We start from the raw sequence: 16,704 nt of genomic DNA, 5'->3' as shown, positions 1-16,704 counted from the left end.
GGCAGGGCCCGCTCCTACAATGGGGCGACATGGGAGACGCGAATTTTGATCCAGTCACCCCCGCGAACGAGGGAGCCCAGAAGACAGTTGCTCCTACGTACGTGCTTCCCTGTTGAGCCTGGCGCGGCTTGGACAGCGGCTCCGTGCTCGGCAGCGAGCGGGATGGGGCCGCGGTCAAACGGCGGATAACGCTTCGCGTTATTCGCCCTACGCCAAGCCCACCATGGACGTAGGGCGAATAACCGTTCGCGGTTATCCGCCGCTACACCTTCCTTGCCAGCCACTCCATGGTTGAACCTGACGGCGGCTCCTTGCCCGGCGTATGGCCAAGGCCGAACGGCGGATAACGCCGTAGGCGTTATGCGCCCTACAGGGGGACCAGCCTTTCTCCCAGGCGGCCGCCGTCGGCCAGTTCGAGGAACTCGTCGCCCAGCCGGCGGCTCTCGTCCATGGCCTTGTTCCAGTAGCGCTCGCGGCCGGCGTCGTCGCCCAGGTAGCGCTTGAAGTCCTTGCGGTCCGGCAGCTTGTCGTGGGGCAGGCGGGCCAGGTACTCGCGGGACGGGGCGAGCAGCAGCACGTCCTGCAGGCGGGTGGCGTCGCCGCGGCGCCAGGGCAGGCCCTTGTCGAACCAGCCGGGGATGACCTTGTCGGTGAAGTGTGGGTAGAGCACCACGCCGTCGGTCTCGTAGGGCAGGTCCAGGTGGTAGTCGAGCAGGCCGCCGTCGCGGTAGGTGCCCGGGCCGGCGCCGGGGATGTCGCGCACGCCCTGCATGACCATGGGGATGGAGCCGGAGGCGAGCAGGGCATGGCGCAGGTTACCCTGGTCCAGCGGCAGGCAGCGCGAGGGGAAGTCCTGCAGCGGCGCCAGCGGCGGGGCCAGGCGCGCGTCGTGGAGGATCACCCTTTCGAAGTGGCGGTGCAGGTGGCGGCGGCCGAGCAGGTTGTCGCGGATCACCGCGCCCAGGCCCAGGCCGAGGGTGCGCTTGCCGTCGTCGGCCAGGCGCCCGTGGCTCTTCACCACCACCACGTTGAGGCGGTAGTGCGGGTTGGCCAGCACGCTGGCGTCCTGCCCGGCGAGCAGGTCGTCGAGCATCCGCGTGCAGCTGGCCGAGACCTCGACGATGTCCGCGTTGCGCGAGAAGCGCTGCTGCGTGTACAGCTCGCCCAGGCGGCGGATGCCGGCGGCGGCGTCCGGCAGGCAGGCGCTGGCGAAGCGCCAGGAGCCGATCGAGGCGCCGATCAGCGAGCGCTCGCGCGGCGCGCGCGGCAGCCATTCGCCGAACAGCGCCAGGTCCAGCCCCTGGATGCCCAGCGCCTTCGGCCCGCCGGCGGCGCCGGGGAGGATGCCGACGTCGGCGGGCGCCAGGCCGCGTTCGCGGATGCGCCGCAGGGCGCGGGCACCGGCCTTGAGGACGAGGGCAGGGGACTTGATGTGGATGGCGGTCATGGGGCTCTCTCCGGCGAGGCGGCGATTATAAGCGCTGTATTTTCCTAGGCAGCATCCTTCATCCGGTGAATGATCCATCCCGCACCCATTCAGCTTGGATTAATGGCTATTCGATAGCCTGCGGACATTGGCAATTCGCAGGAGTCTTCCCCATGCACACCCTTACCCGCCTGATCGCCGCTGCCAGCCTGCTCGGCGCCTCCAGCCTGGCGCTGGCCCACGACATCGGCCCCGACGAGGCCCTGCGCCTGCGCGACGCCGGCACCATCCAGGACTTCCAGCGCCTGAACCAGGCCGCGCTGGGCAAGCACCCCGGCGGAACCGTGTACGATAGCGAGCTTGAACTGGAGCACGGCCGCTACCTGTACAAGGTCGACGTCAAGGACGCCCAGGGGGTGAAATGGGACGTCGAGCTGGACGCGGTGAGCGGCGAAGTGCTCAAGGACCGCCAGGACCACTGATGACCTATCCTCTGCGTTACGCCCTGCTCGCCGCACTGTGCGTCGCCGGGCCGGCGCTGGCCCACGACCTCAGCCAGGACGAGGCCCTGCGCCTGACCCGCGAAGGGGTGATCCGCCCCTTCGAGTCGATACTGCCGGCGGCGCTGCAGCGCTACCCCGGCTCGCGCCTGCTCGAGGCGGAGCTTGAGAAGGAGCACGACACCTACATCTACGAGATAGAGCTGCTCACCCCCGGTGGCGTGGTCCGCGAACTGGAACTGGATGCCCGTGACGGGCGCATCCTCAAGGATAAGGAAGACGACTGATGCGTCTGCTGCTGGTGGAGGACCACGTCCCCCTCGCCGACGAACTGCTGGCCGGCCTGGCCCGCCAGGGCTACGCCGTGGACTGGCTGGCCGACGGCCGCGATGCCGCGGTGCAGGGGGCCAGCGAGCCCTACGACCTGATCATCCTCGACCTCGGCCTGCCGGGCCGCCCCGGCCTGGACGTGCTGCGCGAATGGCGCGGCCTGGGCCTGGCCACCCCGGTGCTGATCCTCACCGCGCGCGGTTCCTGGGCCGAGCGCATCGACGGGCTGAAGGCCGGCGCCGACGACTACCTGACCAAGCCCTTCCACCCCGAGGAGCTCTTCCTGCGCATCCAGGCCCTGCTGCGCCGCGCCCACGGCGTGGCCAACCAGGCCCAGCTGGAGGCCGGCGGCCTGCGCCTGGACGAGGCGCGCCAGTGCGTGCTGCAGGGCGACCGGGAGGTCGACCTGACTTCCGCCGAGTTCCGCCTGCTGCGCTACTTCATGCTGCACCCGGGCCAGCTGCTGTCCAAGTCGCACCTGGCCGAGCACCTCTACGACGGCGAGACCGAGCGCGACTCCAACGTCATCGAGGTGCACATCAACCACCTGCGCCGCAAGCTCGGCCGCGAGATCATCGAAACCCGCCGCGGCCAGGGCTACCGCTTCGCCGGCAGCGCCGGGGGCGCGGCTTGATCTCGATCCAGCGGCGCCTGGGCTTCGGCCTCGCTGCTGTGCTGCTGGTGATCGGCCTGGCGCTGGCCCAGGCCGGGCTCTGGCTATTCGACCAGGGCCTGCGCCGCTACCTCGCCAGCGGCCTGCAGGACGAGGCGGAAAGCCTGCTGGTGGCGATCATCCGCGGCCCGGCCGGGCTGCAGCTGGACCCGCAGCGCGTCGACGGCGCCTACGAGCGGCTGTTCTCCGGGCGCTACTTCCAGATCCACTTCGAGCAGACCGACTGGCGCTCCCGCTCGCTGTGGGACCACGATCTGAAGGTGCCGGACCAACCGGGCCTGCGCGAAGGCCTGGCCAAGGGCCCGGAAGGCCAGCGCCTGCTGGTCTTCCGCGGCGACTACAAGCGCTACGGCCGCAACCTGCGGATCAGCGTGGCGCAGGACTACACGCCGATCCTCAAGAGCTTCAACCGCCTGCGCAACATCGGCCTGGGCGCCGGGGTGCTGGCGCTGCTGCTGATCCTGTTCTTCCAGCGCCTGACGGTGCGCCGCGCGCTGCGCCCGCTGGAGCGGGTGCGCCAGCAGATCGCCCAGCTGCAGGACGGCCAGCGCAGCCAACTGGACACCCAGGTGCCGCAGGAGCTGGAGCCGCTGGTGGAGCAGGTCAACCACCTGCTGCAGCACACCGAGGAAACCCTGCGCCGCTCGCGCAACGCCCTGGGCAACCTCGGCCATGCGCTGAAGACGCCGCTGGCGGTGCTGATCAGCCTGGCCGAGCGCGAGGAACTGCAGCAGCACCCGGAGCTGAAGCGGGTGCTGCAGGAGCAGCTGGAGCAGATCGACCAGCGCCTGGCCCGCGAGCTGGGCCGCGCGCGCCTGGTGGGCGAGGCGCTGCCCGGCGCGCACTTCGACTGCGACGCCGAGCTGCCCAGCCTGCGCGAGATGCTCCAGCTGATCCACGGCCAGCACCTGCGCATCACCTGCGCGGCGGAGCCCGGCCTGCGCCTGCCGTTCGACCGCGAGGACCTGCTGGAACTGCTCGGCAACCTGCTGGACAACGCCTGCAAGTGGGCGGCCGGCGAGGTGCGCCTGCAGGTGGAGAAGGGCGAGGACGGCTACCGCCTGCTGGTGGACGACGACGGCCCGGGCATCGCCGAGGAACTGCGCGACAGCGTGCTCGAACGCGGCACCCGCCTGGACGAGCAGGTGGCCGGCCACGGCCTGGGCCTGGGCATCGCCCGCGACATCGCCGAGGCCTGCGGCGGCAGCCTGGCGCTGGAGGGCAGCGAGCTGGGCGGGCTGCGGGTGCGGGTGGCCTTGCCGAGGCGGGCCGCGGCCTAGGACACGCCGCCCGGCGCTCAGTCGCCGAGGCGCTCCAGGGTGCGCAGCAGCACGTCCACCTTGGTCAGTGACTCGGCGTACTCCGCCTCCCAGTCCGAATCGGCGACGATGCCGCCGCCGCCCCAGCAGCTGACCTGGCCGTCCTTCACCAGCAGGGTGCGGATGGTGATGGAGCTGTCCAGCTCGCCGCGCACGTCCAGGTAGAACAGGCTGCCGCAGTAGATGCCGCGGCGGCTCGGCTCCAGCTCGTCGATGATCTGCATGGCGCGGACCTTGGGCGCGCCGGTGATGGAGCCGCCGGGGAAGCTGCCCAGCAGCAGGTCGAGGGCGTCCTTGCCGGCGGCCAGCTCGCCGGTCACGCTGCTGACCAGGTGGTGCACGTTGGGGTAGCTCTCCAGCGCGAACAGCTCCGGCACCCGCACCGTGCCGGGCGTGCAGCTGCGCCCCAGGTCGTTGCGCAGCAGGTCGACGATCATCAGGTTCTCGGCGCGGTCCTTGGGGCTGGCCAGCAGCTCCTCGGCGTTGGCCGCGTCCTCCGCGGGCGTGCGGCCGCGCGGGCGGGTGCCCTTGATCGGGCGCGTCTCCACCTGGCGCCGGTGCATGCGGATGAAGCGCTCGGGCGACAGGCTGAGGATGGCGCCCTCGCCCAGGCCCAGGTAGCCGGCGAAGGGCGTCGGGCAGGCCGCGCGCAGGGCCAGGTAGGCCTGCCAGGGCGCGCCGCTGCAGGGCGCGCGGAAGCGCTGGGTGTAGTTCACCTGGTAGCAGTCGCCGGCGAGGATGTAGCTTTGCACCCGCTCCAGGGCCTGGCGGTACTGCTCGCGGCTCAGGTCCGGGCGGAAGCCGGCGTGCAGGCGGAAGGGCGGCAGCGGCGCCGGCGCCTCGTCGGCCTCGAACAGCGCCAGCAGGCGCTGGCGCTCGGCGGCTTCCAGGCGCGGGTGGAACACCAGCTGGCTGCTGCCGAGCTGGTGGTCGGTGACCAGCGCCCAGGCGTACAGGCCGACCCGCGCGTCGGGCAGGCCGATGTCGTCCCGGCTGTGCTGCGGCAGGCGTTCGATGCGCCGCCCCAGGTCGTAGCCCAGGTAGCCGATCAGCCCGCCGACGAATGGCAGGTCCGGCACTTCCGCCGCTTCGGCCTGTCCGAGGCTCTGCAGCGCCGTTCGCAGGCGGGCGAAGAACGCCTTGGCCGATTCGTCGGCGGCCGGTGCCAGTTCTGCCAATGGCCAGGCGCTCATAAGGTCATAGCGTCCACGGCTGGCGCCAGGCCTGCCGGCGTCCAGGAGCACGGCGCCGGGCGCGCCGGCGATACGGGCGAAGCGCGCCGTCGGGTCTTCCCGGTAGGGGAGCGGGTGTACGAAGTAGCGGGACATAGGTAGGAACAGGAACCCTGGGCTAGGCTGAGAGCGCATTCTTGCGCACGCCCGAAGAGTCGATGCTAGAGCCCTTCTCTTCGGTTTACGCAAGGTAAGCATTCTGATAAGAATTGGATTATCCCGCGGAAGCCATGCTCCGTACCACAACGATAATGAAACAGGGATAGAGGCCGTGGACGTAGTGCTAAAAACCGCAGCCGGCAGCCTTCTGCGTACCAGATCGACATCCTCCGGGGTGCCTGCCGAATACCAGTACCGCCCCCAGCTCCAGGCTGCCCTGGAGCGTTCCACCCAGCATCGCGTCCTGCTCTTCAGCGCCCCCGCCGGGTTCGGCAAGAGCGCCGCGCTGGCCCTGCTCGCCGAGCGCCGCGAAGCGCAGGGGCAGAAGGTGGTATGGCTTTCCCTTGAGGGCTCCGACGACGACCCCGGGCGCTTCTGCGGCAAGCTCACCGAGGCCCTGGCCGCCAGCCTGCCGGACGTCGGCGCGGATGCCGCCGCCTACCTGCACAATACGCTGCGGGTGCCGGCCGTGGCGGTCATGGAAAGCCTGCTCTGCGACCTGCTGCGGGTCGACGTGCCGCTGCTGCTGGTGCTCGACGACCTGGACCGGATCACCCACCCGGACATCTTCGCCGGCCTCAACCGCCTGGTGCAGTACGCCCCGCCGGGCCTGACCCTGGCCATCGGCAGCCGCTCGCAGCCGCCGCTGAACCTCGCCACCTGGCGGGCCAAGGGCCTGCTGCTGGAAGTGGGGGTGGAAGAGCTGCGGCTTTCCGAGGCGCAGACCCGCGAATACCTGAGCGGTGGCGGCGTGGAACTCGACGAGGCCTGCCTGAAGGCCGTGTACGCCCGGACCGAGGGCTGGGTGATGGGCGTGCAGCTGTTCGGCCTGTGGCTGCGCCAGCCACCCGCCGGCGCCCAGCGCGACCTGGCCGGGCTTGGCGGCGGCCCCGCCGAGGTCGGCGACTACCTGCTGCGCAGCGTCTTCGAACGCCTGCCCCGGGACATCCGCGACAGCCTGCTGACGCTCAGCGTGGCGAGCCGCTTCAATGGCGAGCTGGCCAACGCCCTGACCGGCCGCCAGGACGGCCAGGCCCTGCTGGAGCGCCTGGACAGCCTGCAACTGTTCCTCATGCCGCTGGACCGCGAGCGCCACTGGTACCGCTTCCACCAGCTGTTCGCCGACTTCCTCCGCGCGCACCTGCGCGAACGCGAGCCGGAGCGCTTCAAGCAACTGCACTTCAACGCCAGCCTGTGGTTCACCAACCACCACATGCCGACCCTGGCCATCGAGCACGCCTGCCTGGCCGAGGACCCGGAGATGCTCGCCGCGCTGGTGGACGGCTACGGCCTGGAGCTGATCAACCGCGGCCAGCTGTACCTGATCTCGCGCTGGCGCCGGCAGGTGCCCGACGAGATCGCCGCGCGCTACCCCATCCTGGTGCTCAGCGACGTCTGGACCCGCGCCAGCGAGCTGAGCCTGCCCGAGGCCAACCGCATGCTCGACGAGCTGCTGGCGCGCTGGAGCGACGGCAAGCCGCAGACGCCGATGGGCGACCAGTACCTCTCGGCGCTGGCGGTCAAGGCCGTGCTGGCGCTGCAGAAGGACGACCTTGAGCAGTGCATCGCCCTGGCCCGCCGGGTGGAGAGCCAGCTGGGGCAGAACTCGGCCTTCCTCGAATGCGCCGTGCTGCTGGTCGCCGCCTTCGCCCAGGTCATGCACGGCCAGCCCGAGCAGGCGCGCCGCCTGATGGGCCTGGCGCAGCAGCGCAACCACTTCCTCGACGGCCGCTACCTGCACATGCAGCTGTCCACCATCGAGGTGATGCTGGCCCTGGAGCAGGGCCAGGTGAAGCAGGCGCAGCTGCTGGTGGAGCGCGTCAAGCAGCAGGCCGTGCCGCTGTTCGACCGGCGTTCCCAGGCGCTGGCCCTGCCGGCCATCACCGAGGGCCTGACCGCCTACTACCGCATGGACGTCGACGGCCTGGAAGAACGCCTGCGCTGGGCGCTGGGGCGCGTCGACGTGATCAACCCCATCGACCTCTATGCCCAGGGCATGCAGTGCCTGGCGCGGGTGCAGCGCCTGCAGGGGCGCGGCAAGGAGGCCCTGGCGACTCTCGGGCTGATGCAGAGCCTGGCCTCGCGCAACCATTCCTGGCGCATCTTCGCCATGGCCGTGGGCGAGGAGATCAACCTGATCCTCCAGGAGCCGGCGGCGGACCGCTGCAAGCGCGCCGAACAGCGCCTGAACGGCATCGACTGGCAGAAGCTCGCCGCCTCCTACCGCCAGGGGCCGTTCAACCCGGTGCTCTGGGTGCGCGGCCTGAGCCGCGTGCGCCTGCTGCAGGCACGCGGCCACTTCAGCGAGGCGCTGCACGAGATCACCCAGCTGCGCGGCCTGCTGCAGCCCAACTGGCACGGCCTGCAGCGCCTGCGCCTGGACCTGCTGGCGGCGCTCAGCTACCAGCGCCTGGGCTACCAGGAGCGCGCCAACAGCCTGCTCGGGCAGTGCCTGGTGGGCGCCGAGCGCGAAGGCGTGCGCAGCCTGTTCATCGAAGAGGGCGAGGGCATCCGCCTGATGCTCCAGCAACTGGAGGCCACCGAGCGCCAGCCGGCGCTGCAGGTGTTCATCCGCAGCCTGCTGGGGCTCTGGCCCGGCCAGGAAACGCGCAAGGCACAGGACGTGCTCGAGGAAGGGCTGACCGACCGCGAGCGGGAAGTGGTGTGCCTGGCGGCCCAGGGCCTCTCCAACGAGGAGATCGGCCAGCAGCTGTCGCTGGCCCTGGGCACCGTCAAATGGCACCTGCACAACATCTACGAGAAACTCAAGGTGCGCAATCGGACCCAAGCGATTCGCCGTGCCCGCGAACTGAGCCTGCTCTGACATGACCACACTCAATTCCCAGCAGCCGCCCCTGCCGCTGCTGCGCACCAAGCTGTTCCCGCCGCGCACCGAGGGTACGCTGCTGTTGCCGCGGCGCGCGCTCATCGACCGCCTGTTCGCGGCGCGCCGGCAGCGCGCGCTGATCCTCAGCGCGCCGGCCGGCTTCGGCAAGAGCACCGTGCTCAGCCTGTTCCGCGAGCGCCTGCTGGCCAGCGGCGCGCTGGTCGCCTGGCTGTCGTGCGATGAGGGCGACAGCGAGCCGCAGCGCCTGCTGCAGTACCTGGTGGAGAGCATCCGCAGCGTCGCCCCCGGCTTCGGCGCCAACACCTCGAACCTGCTGCAGTCGGACATGACCCTGCCGCTGGAAGGGCTGCTGGATGCCTTCCTCGCCGACCTCAAGCGTATCGACGGGGCGATCTACCTGTTCCTCGACGACTTCCACCAGATCCGCCACCCGGCCCTGCAGCCGGGGGCGCGCTACCTGATCGAGCACCTGCCGGACAATGTCCGCCTGGTCACCAGCACCCGCTATCGCCCGCGCTTCCTGGTGGACGAGCCGGCGCTGGCGCCCTGGGCCTTCTGCCTCAACGGCGCCGACCTGCGCCTGACCCGCGAGGAAGCCGATACCTACCTGCTGGAGCTCAAGGGCCTGCAGCTGGACGACGCCGAGCTGGGCCTGCTGTACAAGCGCACCGAGGGCTGGATCACCGCGCTGCACCTGGCCGCCCTGGCGCTGGCCCGGCACAGCGACCGCGAAGGCTTCCTGCGCGGCCTGTCGGGCACCGAGCGGGACATCGCCGACTACCTCGCCGAGGACGTGCTGGCCAGCCTGCCGCCGGCGCTGCAGCAGTTCCTCGACCAGACCTCGGTGCTCGACGAGTTCTGCGCCGAGCTGTGCAACGCCCTGACCGGGCGCCGCGACGGCCTGGACATGCTCATGCGCCTGCAGAACGAGCAGTTGTTCATCATCCCCCTGGACGATGCGCGCGAGTGGTTCCGCTACCACCACCTGTTCGCCGACTTCCTCCAGGGCCGCCTGACCCGCAGCGCCGACCCCACGCCGCTGCTCAACGCCGCCGCGCGCTGGTGCGAAAGCCGCGACATGGCCGACCGCGCCGTGCGCTACGCCCTGCGCGCCCGCGACTACGCCTTCGCCGCCGACCTGCTGGAGCGCCAGGGCGCCCGGCTGATCGCCGGCAACCGGGTGTACAGCATCCTCGGCATGCTCGGCGGCATTCCCGCCGAGGTGATCCGCGAGCACCCGGTGTTCCAGATCTTCTACGCCTGGCAGCTGGCCTTCGAGCAGAAGTTCGCCGAGGCCGAGGCGCTCATCGAGGAACTCAGCGCCCGCCTGCTGATGGGGCAGGGCAAGGCGCGCAACTTCGGCCTGGCCGAGCTGCTGGCCGTGGCCCAGGTGCTCAAGGCCCTGGTGCTGCTGTACCAGGACAAGCTGGAGGCCAGCCTCAAGGTGTCGCGCCAGTGGCTGGCGCTGGTGCCGGCCAACCAGCCGGTGTTCCGCGCCAGCCTGGCCTGCATCCTCGCCGCCGCCCACGCGCTGCTGGGCGACTACGCCGAGGCCGCCGGCGCCATCGGCGTGGCCCGCGAGTGCCTGCGCATGGCCGACAGCGAGTACCTGCAGGTGGTGGCGAGCATGATCGAGGCGCTGATCTGCAAGGAGAGCGGCGAGCTGGAGCGCGGCCGGACCATCGCCGAGGGCGCGCGCAGCCGCGTCGAGCGCGTCTTCGGCCGGCGCAGCCGGGTGGGCGGGCCGCTGGCCCTGGCCTATGCCGACATCCTCTACGAGCAGGACCGCCATGCCGCCATCCTCGCCGAACTGCCGCTGGCCACCACCTGGCGCGACGTCGCCACGCCCATGGAGCTGATCAGCCGCGGCCAGTTGGTGATGGCCAAGGCGCGGTTCTTCGCCGGCGAGGCTGAACAGGGCCTGGCCCAGCTCGACGAATGGCTGGCCGGCCTGCAGTCGCCGGGCTACGAACGCGTCTATGCGCTGGCCATGGGCTGCAAGGTGCAGCTGCTGCTGTGGCTGCGCCGGCCGAACGAGGCCGAGCGCGTCTGCCTGCAACTGGCCCGGCACCTGTCGGGACTCTCCGCCGAGCGCTATGCGGATGCCCAGGCCGCGCTGGCCCTGGCCGAGGCACGGGTGGCGCTGTCCGAACGGCGCGCCGAGCGCGCCCAGCAGCGTCTGGAGTCGGCGCTGGCGGCGAACGCCTCGCCCTATCTGCGCGACCGGCGGTTGCGTTTGGCCTTGTTACTTTCTGTGGCGTATTGGCAGAAAGGTAACAGCGAAAAGGCCTTCGCCCTGTTCGCGCCCACCCTCGAGGAAGCCTGGAGCCAGGGCTACCGCCGGCTGTTCCAGGACGACGCCATCTGGCTGCTGCCGTTCTGGGACGCCTGGCGCGAGGCCGAGCCCAAGCGCGCGGCGGCCTGGCAGGGGGTGGCCGAACTGCTCCGCGAACAGTGCCGCAGGCTGTCCGTGGACCCGGCAGGTTTCGAGGAAAATCAGGATGTTAGCCATCGCGAGCGGGAAATCCTGCGGCTGGTGGCGGCAGGGCTTTCGAACCGCGATATCGCCCAGGCGGTGCACCTGTCGGAGGCCACCATCAAGTGGCACCTGCACAACCTGTTCGCCAAGTTGGGGGTGCGCAGCCGCACCCAGGCGGTACTCAAGGGCAAGAGCCTGGGATTGCTCAGCGAAGCCTGATGCGCGGGGATCGTCCGGCTCCATCCCTTGGATGGGCTGGCAGGTGGGGGGTTGGCCAGTAGCTTGGAAAACAGGACGCGAAGCCTGGTGCTTCACGAATCCATGCCCGCGGCACCTAGGGAAGACGGCGCGGGTCTGGAGGGTCGGCTTGGCCGGCCAACCTGCAGCGGGGCAGGACGCCTCCTGCAGTGCCCTGGGGCAATCCCACCTGAACACTGGAGAGAAACAAGAATGAAAAAAATCAAACAACTGGTTCTTGCAAGCGCTGTTCTGGCCGCTCCCTTCCTGGCCCATGCCGATCTCAAATCCATGGACGACTCCGCACTCGCCGGCGTGACCGGCCAGGACGGCATCAGCATCGCCGGTGACTTCAAGGCGAGCATCGGGGCGGTGGTCTACACCGACAAGATCGACGACACCAAGTCCGGTTCCCTGCGCCTGGAGAACATCACCCTGACCGGCCCGGGCGGCACCGCCCTGAAGATCGACGACGCCAACCCGCTGACCGTCGACGTGGTCACCACCAAGATCGGTACCGCCGATACCCAGCAGCTGGCCCTGGGCCTGCCGGGCATGACCGGCGACGTCTCGGTGGGCGCCATCAAGGTGGGCGACACCAGCGCCGCCAGCATCGGTTCGCTGACCGTTTCCAACCTGAACATGGCCGGTTCCCAGGTCCGCATCTGGGGCCACTGATCCATCGGTCGTGTGACGCGTATCCCCTTGCCGGCCCGTGCCGGCAAGGGTTTTTCCAGGAGAGAGGAGAGGGGATGTTCGAGATACTGCTGGGAAGCCTGCTCGGCCTGTTCGGTTTCACCCAGACGGTGGACACCAAACCGCAATCCCAGGGCACGGTGAACATCACCCAGCAGCTCACGCCCAACGGCCCCTTCCGCGAGTCCGTGCAGCTCGAACCCATGAGCCAGGTGCAGTTCCGCAACGTCATCCGCCAGGCCTACGACTACAGCTGCGGATCGGCGGCGCTGACCACCCTGCTGGACTACTACCTGGGCCGCAACCTGCAGGAACGCCAGGTGATGGAAGGCCTGCTGAAGTACGGCGAGGCCGACAAGATCGTCCAGCGCCGCGGCTTCTCGCTGCTGGACATGAAGCGCTACGCGGCCGCGCTGGGCTACAAGAGCGGCGGCTTCCGCGCCGAGTTCGCCGACCTGGACTCGCTGGAGCACCCGGCGCTGGTGCCCATCCACTACGGCGGCTTCAAGCATTTCGTGGTGGTGCGCGACGTCTACAACGACCACGTCTTCGTCGCCGATCCCGCCCTGGGCAACATCAGCTTCACCCGCAGCCGCTTCGAGGCCATCTGGGACCAGAACGTGCTCTTCGTCATCTACCCCGGCGGCCAGGAACCGCACAACGCCCTGGCCCTGAAGGAGCAGGACCTGCGCCTGGTGGACGACCGCACCGTGAGCCTGCTGGCCTTCCGCGAGTTCCCGGAGATGAGCAAGTTCACCAGCAACCAGATGATCGAGGCCGCGTCCAAGGGCGACGTGCAATTCATACGCAGCAAGTGAGCGGCGTTTCCATCCTTCCATAAGAACAAGACCAGGGGATTGCATCATGAGATTCAGGGGGTATGCGTGCGCCGCCATACTGGCCTTGCTGGCTTCGGGCCCGGCGCCTGCCGAGGAAGGCTCGGTCGACCAGGCGCGTGACGCGCTGGCCAAGAAGGCCGACGATGCCGACAGCGCCAAGGCCCTGGAGGAGGTGTTCCAGGCGGCGGAGAAGAGCTACACCCTGCTGAAGAAGGGCGAGCGGACCCTCACCTACGGCCTGGACTACTCGATGATGCGCGACACCCGCATCCAGCAGGTGCGCACCGGCGAGAGCGTCTACAGCGTGCTGGCGCAGAGCGAGGCGCAGCACACCTTCACCAACTCCTTCACCTTCGACTACGGCGTCTGGGACAACCTGACCTTCAGCCTGCGCCTGCCCTTCGTGGCCAAGTACGACACCGAGCGCGACATCCACGCCTACAGCCTCGGCGACATCTCCGCGACCCTGCGCTGGCAGCCCTGGGCGGCGATGCGCGGGCGCCCGGTCACCACCTTCTACGCCACCCTCGGCCTGCCCACCGGCGACAGCCCGTTCGACATGAACCCGGACGACGACGTCTCCACCGGCAACGGCTACTACAGCCTGGGCGTGGGCGCCAACATGTCCTACGTGATCGACCCCGTCGTGCTCTACGGCTCGCTCGGCTACACCTACAACCTGAAGGTGGACAACATCCACCAGAACCAGTACGGCGAGGAGCTGAACAAGGTCACCCCGGGCGACACCCTGAACTTCGCCATGGGCATGGCCTATGCGCTGTCCTACGACGTGTCCCTGGCCACCTCCTACCAGATGGCCTACCAGATGAAGAGCCGCTACCACTTCGACACCCGCACGGTGGAGGCTCCCGAGCAGACCAGCGCGGTCATGAACTTCTCGCTCGGCCTGCGAACCTCGCCTGACTACATCGTCAACGTGAACGCCGGCTTCGGCTTGACCGAAGACTCACCGGATATCTTGCTGGGGGTTTCCCTGCCCCTGGATATCAAGGGCCTGAAGCCCGACTAAACGGCGAGCGGAGTTCCCATGACGAAGCGCATTTCGCCACTGTTGCTGGCGATGGCAGGGGCGGGGCTTGGCTGGATTCTGCCGGCCCAGGCCCAACTGGCCAACGACATCACCATCGGCAACCCCAAGGCGATGGCCCTGGGCAACGCGGTCACCGCCGATTCCACCGGCATCGACGCGGTGCACTACAACCCCGCCGCCCTGACCAAGCTCAAGGGCCGGCAGACCACGGTGAAGCTGGTCAGCGGGGTGATGGACATCCGCGCCGGCTTCCACGCGCCGCCGAACTACGGCGAGAGCACCTTCGGCGTGTCCGACGACCCGGTGGCCAACTCCCACAGCCGCACCATGACGCCGACCATGTACCTGCCGGGCCTGGGCGGCATGACCGACGTGCCCATGCTGGTGGCGCCCCTGGCGGGCCTGTCGATCAACCCGCCGGGCTCCAAGTTCACCTTCGCCACCAACGTCTACACGCCGCAGGCGCTGGGCTACTCGCGTGACTCGGACAGCGACCCGGGGCGCTACGACGGCCGCCGCGTGTCGCTGCAGCGGCTGACCTACTTCTCGCCCTCGGTGGGCTACCAGATGAACGACAGCCTGTCGTTCGGCCTGTCCATCGGCTTCTCGCACCAGGCCATGGCCCTGGACACCGACTTCCGCAACCCGGGCCTGCTCACCGGCCTGCTGCAGACCCTCCACGACACCACCTGCGTGCCCGGCGCGCAGGAGATCGTCGAACTGGTGTTCAACGTCTGCGGCGGCCGCATCGGCCCCTACGACACCCTGGCCAACCTCAAGCTGGACATGCAGCAGACCCTCTCGCCCAGCTACAACCTCGGCGTGCTCTGGGAGCCCAACGACTGGTTCGCCTGGGGCGCGGTGTACCAGAGCGAGTCGCGCATGAAGCTCAAGGGCAAGTACCGGGTGGACTACACCAAGGACTGGCAGGGCTTCTGGTCCGGCCTGCAGAACTCGGTGTTCGGCGCCTTCCTCAGCCCGCTGTTCCCCTACGGCAACGCCGACGAGGAGCACGGCGTGGCGACGCTGAAGATGACCAACCCGGACAACTTCTCCACCGGCATCAAGCTGCGCCCGTTCGACGACTGGCAGTTCAACTTCGACCTGAAGTGGAGCGGCTACAGCGACTGGAACAACCTGGAGATCGAGTTCGACAAGGAACTGGACCTGCTGCGCATCGCCAAGAACTTCGCGCCCAACGGCGCCACCGACCACAGCATCATCCTCGACCGTGGCTACCGCGACACCTGGAGCTACGCCATGGGCGTGCAGTACGACGTCAACGACCGCCTGCAGCTGCGCGCCGGCTACGAGTACCGGCCCTCGGCGATCCCCAAGAGCAAGGCCGACGCCCTGGTGCCCATCGGCGACGCCGACCTGTACGGCCTGGGCCTGGGCTACCGCTGGGACAAGGACACCAACATCGACCTGGGCTTCAACTACTTCGTCTCCAAGCAGAGCATCAAGAACGGGCAGAGCTGCAACCTGACCTGCACCGGCATCGACAACCTGGTCTACAACCCCTATGCCGGCATGGATGTACACACCACGGTGAAGGCCTATATCTTCGCACTGACCTACAACACCACCTTCTGAGGACCGGACGGATGCAGCGTTCCCGCCACCTGCTCCTCTGCCTGCTGGCCGCGGCGGCCGCGCCGCTGCCGGCGCTGGCCGACGCCGGGCGCTACCTGTCGTGGATCGACGACAGCGGCCAGGTGCACAACACCTTCGTCGACGCCGGCTACGGCCAGCAGCAGCGCCAGGCGGCCAAGCGCATCGACCAGAGCGACCGCGCCCGCCAGCGCGACGACGGCGGCACCCTCTGGCCCGGCAGCGCGCCGGCGGGGGAGAGCAAGCGCCGCTACTTCACCTGGGTGGATGGCCAGGGCAACCTGCAGAACAGCTTCTACGCCGGCAACCAGGTACCCGCCGGGCGCGGTGACTACGTGCTGCCCAACGGCGACCACTCCTCCGAGTACATCGACGCCGAGGCCTACGAGGACAAGGGCTTCGTCCGCAGCGAGAACGGCAACCCGTACTACACCTGGGTCGACGAGCAGGGCCGCATGCACAACTCGCCGATCACCGCCCAAGACCGCGCCGACGGCATCCGCCGCAGCCAGATCGCCTTCACCGAAGGCCGCGAGGTGCAGTTCAAGCAGCGCCCGCAGGCCCTGCCCGGGCTGGACGGCAGTGGCGAGCAGACCGACGCCATGAAGGCCCTGCTCAAGGGCAGTGGCAAGACCCTCGACGACCTCTACCAGGACCTGCAGCGGCGCTGCTGCGAGCAGATAGCCGACGGCGAGTTCACCGAACTGAACGCCGACGAGCCGCGCTACGAGGAGCTCAACAAGTTCTCCCCCAGCTTCGACTTCCCCATGGGCAAGAGCTACTACGTGGCCATGAAGCTGCCGGCCTCGCAGCAGGTCTATGGCCTGCGCGTGCGCAGCTTCTCCAACCACCAGGTGGTCTACCCGTCGCTGCTGTTCCTCGACGAACGCAAGCGCCCGACGCGCCTGGTCAGCGACGCGGTGTACAAGCTCAACCCGGAAACCTGGTACCGCTACGCCTTCATCGAAGGCACGGTGCCGGTGCGCGCCAACCAGGGCGAGCGCTACGTGCTGCTGCTGACCACCGACGAGGACCGCGCCCTGCAGACCCTGGACAACAAGCCCTACAAGCGGCCGCTGGAAAACCTGGCGGTGAACGGGGAGGGCATGAAGGTGCGCGAGCACGCGGACCAGGGTGGGTTCGAGCTGGCCGTGGTGCGGTGAGGGGCGCCGCGGCCGGCCTGGGACTGTAGGCGCGAGCTTGGGGTCCCGCGTTCGCGATAGTTCGTAGGGCGCATAACGCCTACGGCGTTATCCGCCGAATCGCGGACAGAGTCCGCTCCTACGCCGTCCCACCGACAC

The 16,704-nt window shown here is 69.1% G+C and carries 13 protein-coding genes; 11 read left to right on the top strand and 2 right to left on the bottom strand.

Translation table 11 applies throughout. From position 1 onward, the window contains the following. Window positions 1-367 precede the first annotated feature (367 nt). Window positions 368-1,447: a patatin-like phospholipase family protein gene (locus DK254_RS07935; RefSeq protein ID WP_109933341.1), complete on the bottom strand. Its 1,080-nt coding sequence runs from the start codon at window positions 1,445-1,447 to the stop codon at window positions 368-370. 152 nt (window positions 1,448-1,599) lie between these two features. Here DK254_RS07935 and DK254_RS07930 point away from each other — a divergent pair, with 152 nt between their 5' ends. Genes DK254_RS07930 through DK254_RS07915 form a run of 4 tightly spaced genes read left to right on the top strand, consistent with a single transcriptional unit; the run spans window position 1,600 to window position 4,209 of the window. Then, window positions 1,600-1,908 carry a PepSY domain-containing protein gene (locus tag DK254_RS07930; RefSeq protein ID WP_109933340.1) on the top strand — a complete coding sequence of 103 codons (309 nt, stop codon included), beginning with the start codon at window positions 1,600-1,602 and terminating at the stop codon, window positions 1,906-1,908. Further along, window positions 1,908-2,213 (top strand): PepSY domain-containing protein, encoded by a 306-nt coding sequence (locus DK254_RS07925; RefSeq protein WP_089391963.1) that lies wholly within the window; start codon window positions 1,908-1,910, stop codon window positions 2,211-2,213. Before DK254_RS07930 ends, DK254_RS07925 begins: the two co-directional genes overlap by 1 nt. Then, the gene (locus DK254_RS07920; RefSeq protein ID WP_109933339.1) at window positions 2,213-2,890 is read left to right on the top strand and encodes a response regulator transcription factor; all 678 of its coding nucleotides are present in this window, start codon (window positions 2,213-2,215) and stop codon (window positions 2,888-2,890) included. Before DK254_RS07925 ends, DK254_RS07920 begins: the two co-directional genes overlap by 1 nt. Next, window positions 2,887-4,209 (top strand): sensor histidine kinase, encoded by a 1,323-nt coding sequence (locus DK254_RS07915; protein ID WP_109933338.1) that lies wholly within the window; start codon window positions 2,887-2,889, stop codon window positions 4,207-4,209. The genes DK254_RS07920 and DK254_RS07915 overlap by 4 nt, the downstream gene beginning before the upstream one ends. A gap of 17 nt (window positions 4,210-4,226) precedes the next feature. Here the strand turns inward: DK254_RS07915 and pabB are convergent, their stop codons facing one another. Next, window positions 4,227-5,576, bottom strand: coding sequence for an aminodeoxychorismate synthase component I (gene pabB, locus DK254_RS07910; protein WP_109933337.1), 1,350 nt, complete (start codon window positions 5,574-5,576; stop codon window positions 4,227-4,229). A gap of 175 nt (window positions 5,577-5,751) precedes the next feature. Here pabB and DK254_RS07905 point away from each other — a divergent pair, with 175 nt between their 5' ends. From DK254_RS07905 to DK254_RS07875, 7 genes are all read left to right on the top strand, one after another. Continuing rightward, window positions 5,752-8,463 (top strand): LuxR C-terminal-related transcriptional regulator, encoded by a 2,712-nt coding sequence (locus DK254_RS07905; RefSeq protein ID WP_109933336.1) that lies wholly within the window; start codon window positions 5,752-5,754, stop codon window positions 8,461-8,463. A 1-nt stretch (window position 8,464) separates the two neighbouring features. Further along, window positions 8,465-11,185, top strand: a complete 2,721-nt coding sequence (locus tag DK254_RS07900) for a helix-turn-helix transcriptional regulator (protein WP_109933335.1) — start codon at window positions 8,465-8,467, stop codon at window positions 11,183-11,185. A 231-nt stretch (window positions 11,186-11,416) separates the two neighbouring features. Continuing rightward, window positions 11,417-11,881: a DUF6160 family protein gene (locus DK254_RS07895; protein ID WP_009618705.1), complete on the top strand. Its 465-nt coding sequence runs from the start codon at window positions 11,417-11,419 to the stop codon at window positions 11,879-11,881. A 74-nt stretch (window positions 11,882-11,955) separates the two neighbouring features. Next, window positions 11,956-12,717: a C39 family peptidase gene (locus DK254_RS07890; protein ID WP_109933334.1), complete on the top strand. Its 762-nt coding sequence runs from the start codon at window positions 11,956-11,958 to the stop codon at window positions 12,715-12,717. 46 nt (window positions 12,718-12,763) lie between these two features. After that, on the top strand, window positions 12,764-13,768 hold the full coding sequence (locus tag DK254_RS07885; protein ID WP_109933333.1) for a transporter: 1,005 nt from the start codon (window positions 12,764-12,766) through the stop codon (window positions 13,766-13,768). A gap of 18 nt (window positions 13,769-13,786) precedes the next feature. Beyond that, window positions 13,787-15,385: an outer membrane protein transport protein gene (locus DK254_RS07880; RefSeq protein ID WP_109933332.1), complete on the top strand. Its 1,599-nt coding sequence runs from the start codon at window positions 13,787-13,789 to the stop codon at window positions 15,383-15,385. An 11-nt stretch (window positions 15,386-15,396) separates the two neighbouring features. Next, a complete protein-coding gene (locus DK254_RS07875; RefSeq protein ID WP_109933331.1) occupies window positions 15,397-16,566 on the top strand; it encodes a MalM family protein in 1,170 nt (389 codons plus the stop codon). The last annotated feature ends 138 nt before the right edge of the window (window positions 16,567-16,704 follow it).

The sequence above is a fragment of the Pseudomonas sp. RW407 genome (assembly GCF_003176655.1).
Classification (GTDB): domain Bacteria; phylum Pseudomonadota; class Gammaproteobacteria; order Pseudomonadales; family Pseudomonadaceae; genus Pseudomonas; species Pseudomonas delhiensis.
Note: the sequence above shows the minus strand (reverse complement) of the source record. Positions and strands in the feature narration are given on the sequence as shown.